This window comes from Thalassolituus marinus, from assembly GCF_020320395.1.
Taxonomy (GTDB): Bacteria; Pseudomonadota; Gammaproteobacteria; order Pseudomonadales; family Oceanobacteraceae; genus Venatoribacter; species Venatoribacter marinus.
Genome location: NZ_JAEDAH010000049.1, coordinates 38,689 through 46,297 on the forward strand (window position 1 = coordinate 38,689; position 7,609 = coordinate 46,297).

Here is a 7,609-nt window from a genome sequence, read left to right on the forward strand (position 1 = left end):
ATCTCCTTATTGGACCTTTACTTGATAGTGAAAACGGAATTCCGGCTGGCTGCTGCCTGAACCGGGACGAACGGTGCCTTTCGGCGAAAACTGAATATGAGTGACGGCATGGTCGTAGCCTTCTGCATCCGCTGTCGGGATGTAGTCAAAGGTGGCGCCGCCGTCATCTGAAAAGGCAAGGTCATCGCTGCTGCTTGCCAGATCGGTAAAACTGAATGTCAGTCCGCTATTGATTGTGCCGTCGACAAATTCAACCGGGCTGCCATTACTTAAATCGCCGACAAATAATGATGTACCTGCTGCAATTGATTCCTGAATAACCAGTGTGTCGCTATCGTTAACGCCTTCGCCGTAATTTCGCGCAATTAAAGCCATTGCGACAACAGCACCAGGAATAGCTTTAGGCTGAACAGTATTATTTATGGGATCAAAAACAATGCTGGTTGACCGCTCGATGGTCAGATCAGGATAGAGTACCAGCGGGAATATCAGGCTACGTTCGCTGCTAACGATACCTTCGCTGCCTTCGGTCGCTGTGACTGAGGCTAACCAGTTGCCTGCCGGAGCATTACTAGGTACCGCAACACTGTATTCGTAGGTTTTAACTGCTGCATCGGCAGCAACTTCAGTCATACCTGCATCCGCTGCAATGATTGAATTCTCGGAATCTTTAATGCTGATCGTTGCTGAGGAAATGTCATAGGCACCGAAAGGATCAGAGACCTGGGCACGAATATAGGCGGTTTTTCCTCTCTCAATGGAAGCTTGTGTATTTCCCGTCGGATAAGCCGCATCCGCTATGTAGACAGAATTTACGTCGATGACGGTTTTTGAGGTTAATGCTAATTGCGCTGGCAGACTGTTATACAGGGTATACAGCGTGATAGTGCGATCACGATTGTTCTGGTGGCTTTGTCGTATGTCGAGTCTTAGTTCGTCACCTGCATTAAAGTCACCTTCAGTCGTTGTCAGGGAAGCTTCAATCAGAGTTGGTTCACGGCCACTTACATTAACGCTCACATTCGTGCTCGCCAGCACAATGCTATTTCCTGCCCGCACACGGTGTAATGAAATATTGCTGAACCTGAATTGTTGGTTATGTTGAAGGTATAGCGCAGTGTATCGCCGGCTCGTATTACGCTGCTATTGAGACCGACACCTGTTTTGGTTAAGTCATACACGGGCGCATTAATCTGGGTAACTACAGATGATTTGTTGTTCGCACTGCGGTGGTCGAAGTTATCTGCAATGACTTCCGCCGCTAATGTGTAGCTGGAAGTGGTCGAGTTATGGCTGCTAAGGGTAATTGTCAGTGTTGCAGCACTGGTATTTTCTGTTATAGCGCTGGTATAAGCACATTCCACGGATGCTGATACGACAGCACAATTCCAGTTAGTGCCGCTGGCGCCCAGGAAACCCATGTCTTGCAAAGGAAAACTAACGGTGGCTCCGGAAGGTTCCTGGCCGGGACCATTGTTAGCAACAGTAAACGTATAGGCGACGGTTTGTCCGCGGTAGATATCGGCGGGCCCTGCAACCTGCAGTGAGAGATCGCTGACTGCACGGTTTGGAACACTGATTACTTCGGCTGACAAGAGAACCTGATCCTGCCCACTGGAATAACGGGTGGTAACGGACGTTTCGCCTGCTGTCAGATAGTTGCCAATGTCGTAGACATCGATATCAGCACCATTTGTTGTGGCGCTACGACTGTTTGAATAGGAGTTAAACTGGTTGTTGATCGGATTGCTTGCATCGTAAAGCGAATTGTTCTTAAAACGCAGCGTTTCGTTTACGTTGTTTTTAGATTGCGAGTTACCTGAGTCACCCTCCCAGGTAATGTGCGCATGTTTACCACCCAGCGAGCCCGGATTATCGGCAACAACGAAGTTGCTTGGTGTCAGCTGGATCTCACTTCCCCAGAACACCTGTAAACCATCGAACACGTTAATAACGCGCAGAGGTTCGCTGGCTTCTTCATAGATAACCACCAGAGCCCAGCCACCGTAGGCGGTAGAAAAACTACAGTGCTCGCCACTGCGATCAAATTTAAGGTTAGTGATGGTGACGTTTGAGCTACCACTGCTGATTCGCGAGGTTACATCGGCTTTAGCGCTGTAGAACTGCAGCCCATCTGAATCAGCAACCGTGTAAAACTCACTGGCGTAGATGGTCGATCCGTTCATACTGATGCTGTTGTAGGACGTCGATGACCCCGAGCCAGACCAGTAAAGAAACGCTGCCTCGATACGTGAGGATACTGGAGTTGATAACTGAGCTGTTGAACTGGCGAAAGGTTGTGAGCAGCCGTCGGAGCCTCTGCGAATACCACCCCCGGTTAGCTCAAAGGACAGGTTGCCAGCAAAACTTTCTGTCAGGGTTATGTCTTTTGCGTAGGAATTGCTTGTGACCAGAATGAAGGCAATAAGAGGCACACACCCCTGAAGCAGGGCGGTAAGAGACGATCTGACAGACGTATTCCACAGCAAACGTCGGAATACCAGATTAGGTATTGGCACTTTAGTACTAAGATTTTGGTCATTTTGCGCAACAAGGGGGTTTTTAGGGGAGAGGGGGAAGGCTAGTCAATTTGCCGACAGCCCGCGTAGATACTGGGCTTGAGTGAGGTAAGTTGCTGTTTTTTAGTAATAATTTCCATTCAGCTGCTAATCGCTAGTTATTTCAGCCATTTAGGTCCTTTTTTTCTGCCTTTCGTCATTTTTGACGCCAGCAAATCGGCGTTCTAGGGGACATAGTGACAAAAAGTGTCACACCGTGTGATGTGTAAAATATTTGTGTATTTTTGTAACAAGGTACGTTCGTACGACAAATAAATGGCAGAAATAGTGGTAATTCATTAGTCCTGTATCGGACTCATTCTTATTATCAAAAGCTATTAAGAGCGGCTACCGGTGCGTACATTGCAGATAATGACGATGGCGTATTCTGTCTGCCTGCTAAAGCGATAGAAGATGGGCTGAAAGGGTGGATGGGTGTAGGTACAGGCACCGCTCGTTCGTCAGGCACAAAAAAACCGGCCGAAGCCGGTTTTTCCCACTTTCTGAGATCAGAAAGAGTATTTGGCAGTGAAGTGGATGCGACTCATGTCTCCCTCAACGCCATCTTTGTCGATGTTGGCCATTGTGTATTCCACGCCCACGCCATAGGTTACTGCCTTGGTTGGAGAATACATCAGGTTAAGACGAGTGCTATTTGAGGAACGTTCAACGCCATCATCTTGTTCTGCATCATACATGGAGTAAGCCAGGGTACTTCGCATCTGGCTGTTCCAATGGTGACGATAAGCTACGAAAGCACCAGTTACATCCGTTGGCTCTATGGAGCTTCCGGATGTGATGGCATCAGGAAGTTGAGATAAGCCAACGTAGCGTGAAACGTTACCTGTGGTATAGCTGAATTTCAGATCATCGCCGCCGACCATAATCTTGCCGGACACGTTAATACCGAAGCCGTTAGCGGATTCATCAACACCTGCACCATCCTGGGTAGCGAACTGGCGTGCAATGGCGGAAACAGTAAATGCATGGTCTCCCATTTTCATGTTATAGCGGGCAACGATATCTGGAAGGGTGTTGTCATCAGTTAACGCTGTATCACCTGATCCGTCCAGTGTCGTATTGGCATTTTCCAATGCGAACTGGAAGTCCCCCATGGTGTAACGAATCTGTGGTTGACGGGCAAACACAGTGCCGTCACTGACACCAAGAAAGTCAACTGTTTCTGGCAAGGCGCCAGTGTTCATGAAGGTTGTCCAAGTCTGACCAAAGGTCAGGTTACCATAGTTGAAGAAAGCATGGCGTAGACGTGGGGCGTAGGCGTTGGTGATACGCTCAGTACCTTGGCCGGAAGCCAGAAAATCCATTTCGAAAAATGCTGTAACTTTCTCACCATTGTCCAGTGTTGAAACTGATTTGAGGTTGAATCGCGAGGATTTAGCATTCATATCAAAGCTGGTGGTTTCGTCGCCGCCAGTCGGGATGGCAGCAGGGACGTAAAAGTCTTCACCAAGACCGACAGTCAGCGGGCCGTCCGAGTACGTACTCATCATGGCGTCAAGTTTAACGTAGCCACCAAATGTGAATTCGGTGTTTGCTGCCTGTACCGCCAGTGGCAGTGCGCTCGCCAGCAGGACTAATGAGGTTTTGCGCATGTCGCTCTCCTTATTATCGTAGTTGTGCCTGCTCACTATGGTGCACGCTTTCAGTGCTTAGAAATTAGCCAAAGGTCGAAGCCTGTGCCGACTAAGTAATAGTACCTACTAACTTCCAAGTGCTTATACGCGGTGGTTTCGGGGCTGAGGCCAGCTATTGATACGTGTTCAGGGAGGGGGCAATCACGTCGATTTAGTCTGTGTCCTCAGAGGAAAAAATCACACTCTGTTGTGTTCGTGGTATACACGAATGATCGCTTTTTCCATATATTTCAAGGGGATATGATTTTGCCTGGCAACATGAGAACGGTGTTTGCTGTTAGTACGGCTGGGTAGCCCTTTTCTCAGCAAACTGTGGTTGTTGAATATCAGGACGGAGTAATCGCTGGAATGCCCGATTACAGTGCATTCCGGCATGAATAGACCATTGTCTAATTTTGACACAGTCAGCCTGCAACCAATATGGATGACAGGATATAGACAAGTGCGCAGACGCATTTAGCGAGCTAAAAATAATCATTCGGGAGAACGCTATGAGCGATCAGAAGGTTTATCCGGTTAAACAGGAATTTGCGGATTCCAGCTGGATTAACAACGAGAAATATCTGCAGATGTACCAGCAGTCTGTTATTAACCCAGAAGGTTTCTGGCGTGAACAGGCTGAGCAGCGCATCGACTGGATTAAGCCATTTACCAAAGTACGTAACGTATCGTTCGACGATCACAACGTTAGCATTCGCTGGTTTGAAGACGGTACGCTGAACGTGTCTGCCAACTGTCTGGATCGTCATCTGGAAACCCGTGGCGATCAGACGGCGATTATCTGGGAAGGTGATGAGCCGGATCAGGATCGTCATATTACCTATAAAGAGTTGCATGAAGAGGTCTCCCGCTTCGCCAACGCTCTGCGTGGTCAGGGTGTGCGCAAAGGTGACGTGGTGTGCATTTACATGCCAATGATCCCGGAAGCGGCCGTGGCTATGCTGGCCTGTACACGTATCGGTGCCATTCACTCTGTTGTATTTGGTGGTTTCTCACCGGACGCGCTGGCCGGTCGTATCGAAGACAGTAACGCTAAAGTGGTTATCACTTCTGATGAAGGCGTTCGTGGCGGTAAGCACGTGCCGCTGAAAGCTAACGTCGATGAGGCTCTGACACATCCGACCATTCGTACTCTGGAAAAGGTTATTGTGGTTAAGCGCACCGGTTCTGACGTTGCCTGGCACCCTGCGCGGGATGTCTGGTACCACGACCTGGTATCAATTGCGTCCCCGCACTGCCCACCTGAAGAGATGAATGCGGAGGACCCGCTGTTTATTCTTTATACCTCGGGTTCAACCGGTAAGCCGAAGGGTGTTGTTCACACCAGTGGTGGCTACATGGTGTGGGCGTCGATTACTCATCAGTATGTTTTTGATTACCACGATGGTGATATTTACTGGTGTACAGCAGACGTGGGCTGGATTACCGGTCATACCTACCTGTTGTATGGACCGCTGGCGAATGGCGGCATCACACTGATGTGTGAAGGTGTTCCGAACTATCCGGATATCAACCGTTTCTCGCAAATTGTCGATAAGCATCAGGTTAACATTCTGTACACCGCACCAACGGCAATCCGTTCTCTGATGGCCGAAGGCCGTAAAGCAGTTGAAGGAACCCATCGTGAGTCACTGCGCCTGCTGGGCTCAGTGGGTGAGCCAATTAACCCGGAAGCCTGGCAGTGGTATTACGATGTGATCGGCGAACAGAATTGTCCGATTGTGGATACCTGGTGGCAAACCGAAACCGGCGGCATCATGATTACTCCGCTGCCGGGTGCAACTGACATGAAACCTGGTTCTGCGACCCGTCCATTCTTTGGTGTACAGCCAGCACTGGTGGATAACGCCGGCATGATGCTGGATGGTGCGACTGACGGTAATCTGGTGATTGTGGATAGCTGGCCAGGTCAGGCACGTACGGTGTACGGCGATCATGACCGCTTTGTTCAGACATACTTCTCTACCTTCCGTGGAATGTACTTCACTGGCGACGGTGCCCGTCGTGATGAGGATGGTTACTACTGGATTACCGGTCGTGTGGACGATGTTATTAACGTTTCGGGTCACCGCATGGGTACTGCCGAGGTAGAAAGCTCACTGGTTGCGCATCCGAAAGTGGCGGAGGCTGCAGTGGTTGGCTATCCGCATGACATCAAAGGTCAGGGCATTTATGTCTATGTGACCCTGAACTCGGGAGAGCAGGCCAGTGATGAACTGGTGAAAGAGCTGCGCAACTGGGTACGTACGGATATTGGTCCGGTGGCTACACCAGACCTGATTCAGATCACGCCTGGGCTGCCTAAAACCCGTTCCGGCAAGATCATGCGTCGTATTCTGCGTAAGATTGCAGCGAACGAACATGACTCTCTGGGAGATATCTCAACGCTGGCGGATCCGTCTGTTGTCGATACCCTGGTAGACGAACGTCTAAATCGCTGATTGCCGGATATGTAGTATCTGTCACGAAAACTGCCCCGGGATTTTTCTCTGGGCAGTTTTCTGCTTTAAACCGGGTATACTTCAGAAATAACAATAATCATGTCATTGGAACGGTGACAGATCTCCGGAGGGGATGATGCAGCTCGCTCAGAAAATTATCATTGCTGATGACCATCCATTGTTTCGTACTGCTATGCAGCAGGCCGTAAAACAGTTGGTTCCTGATGTCACAATTGAACAGGCCGAGTCGTTGCCTGAACTACAGCAGGTTGTTGAACAGCATAAGGATGCCGATCTGGTATTGCTTGATTTGCAGATGCCGGGTGCTCACGGTTATTCCGGTCTGGTCTTTCTGCGTTCGCATTATCCGGAAATTCCTGTGATTGTTGTTTCGGCCTGTGAAGACCCTGCAATTATGTGTCAGGCCATCGACCATGAAGCTTCGGGCTACATTCCGAAATCTTCACCGCTGGATCATATTGCAAAAGCCATTGAACAAGTGCTTCAGGGCGATATTTATTTACCGGATGTTGCTCGCCGTCATCAGCATCAGCCAAACCAGAATGCACTGGATCTGGCGGAGCGTCTGGCGAGTCTTACGCCGCAGCAATTCCGTGTTCTGACCATGATGGCGGAGGGTATGCTGAATAAACAGATTGCCTACGATCTGGATGTCAGTGAAGCGACCATTAAAGCTCACGTTACGGCCATTTTCCGTAAGCTTGGCGTACGTACTCGCACACAGGCCGTTATTGCTGTACAGAGCCTGGATATTGAAAAACCCGAAGCGGCTATGAGCGGCCAGGGATAATCTGAGAGCATAAAAAAGCTGGCCACCGCCCACTGCTGTCCCACAGTTTTAAAACTATCTGTTTTCTATAAACGACTTTTAAATCCGCAATGCCTTCTGCCTCCCAGGGGAACTTATCCCCTGGCCGGCAGGGCCGACCCCAGC

Annotated in this window: 5 protein-coding genes; 2 read left to right on the forward strand and 3 right to left on the reverse strand. The window is 49.5% G+C overall.

Annotated features, from left to right (window positions below; genetic code table 11):
* Nucleotides 1-6: 6 nt before the first annotated feature.
* The 3 genes from I9W95_RS10200 to I9W95_RS10210 all read right to left on the reverse strand — a co-directional run bounded on the left by I9W95_RS10200 (nt 7) and on the right by I9W95_RS10210 (nt 4,171).
* Entirely contained in the window at nt 7-1,020 is a 1,014-nt protein-coding gene (locus I9W95_RS10200; protein ID WP_225674490.1) for a hypothetical protein, read from the reverse strand.
* Entirely contained in the window at nt 1,017-2,186 is a 1,170-nt protein-coding gene (locus I9W95_RS10205) for a DUF11 domain-containing protein (RefSeq protein WP_225674492.1), read from the reverse strand. The genes I9W95_RS10200 and I9W95_RS10205 overlap by 4 nt, the downstream gene beginning before the upstream one ends.
* An 881-nt stretch (nt 2,187-3,067) precedes the next feature.
* Nucleotides 3,068-4,171, reverse strand: coding sequence for a DcaP family trimeric outer membrane transporter (locus I9W95_RS10210; protein WP_225674494.1), 1,104 nt, complete (start codon nt 4,169-4,171; stop codon nt 3,068-3,070).
* Between the two features lie 533 nt (nt 4,172-4,704).
* Between I9W95_RS10210 and acs the strand changes: the two genes are divergently transcribed.
* Nucleotides 4,705-6,654: an acetate--CoA ligase gene (gene acs / locus I9W95_RS10215; protein ID WP_225674496.1), complete on the forward strand. Its 1,950-nt coding sequence runs from the start codon at nt 4,705-4,707 to the stop codon at nt 6,652-6,654.
* Between the two features lie 136 nt (nt 6,655-6,790).
* Nucleotides 6,791-7,465, forward strand: coding sequence for a response regulator transcription factor (locus I9W95_RS10220; RefSeq protein WP_225674500.1), 675 nt, complete (start codon nt 6,791-6,793; stop codon nt 7,463-7,465).
* Nucleotides 7,466-7,609 lie beyond the last annotated feature (144 nt).

Excerpts from the sequence above, each read along its gene's own strand:
- acs (WP_225674496.1), top strand. The coding sequence starts at position 4,705 with ATGAGCGATCAGAAGGTTTATCCGGTTAAACAGGAATTTGCGGATTCC.
- I9W95_RS10205 (WP_225674492.1), bottom strand. The coding sequence starts at position 2,186 with ATGAACGGATCGACCATCTACGCCAGTGAGTTTTACACGGTTGCTGAT.
- I9W95_RS10220 (WP_225674500.1), top strand. The coding sequence starts at position 6,791 with ATGCAGCTCGCTCAGAAAATTATCATTGCTGATGACCATCCATTGTTT.
- I9W95_RS10210 (WP_225674494.1), bottom strand. The coding sequence starts at position 4,171 with ATGCGCAAAACCTCATTAGTCCTGCTGGCGAGCGCACTGCCACTGGCG.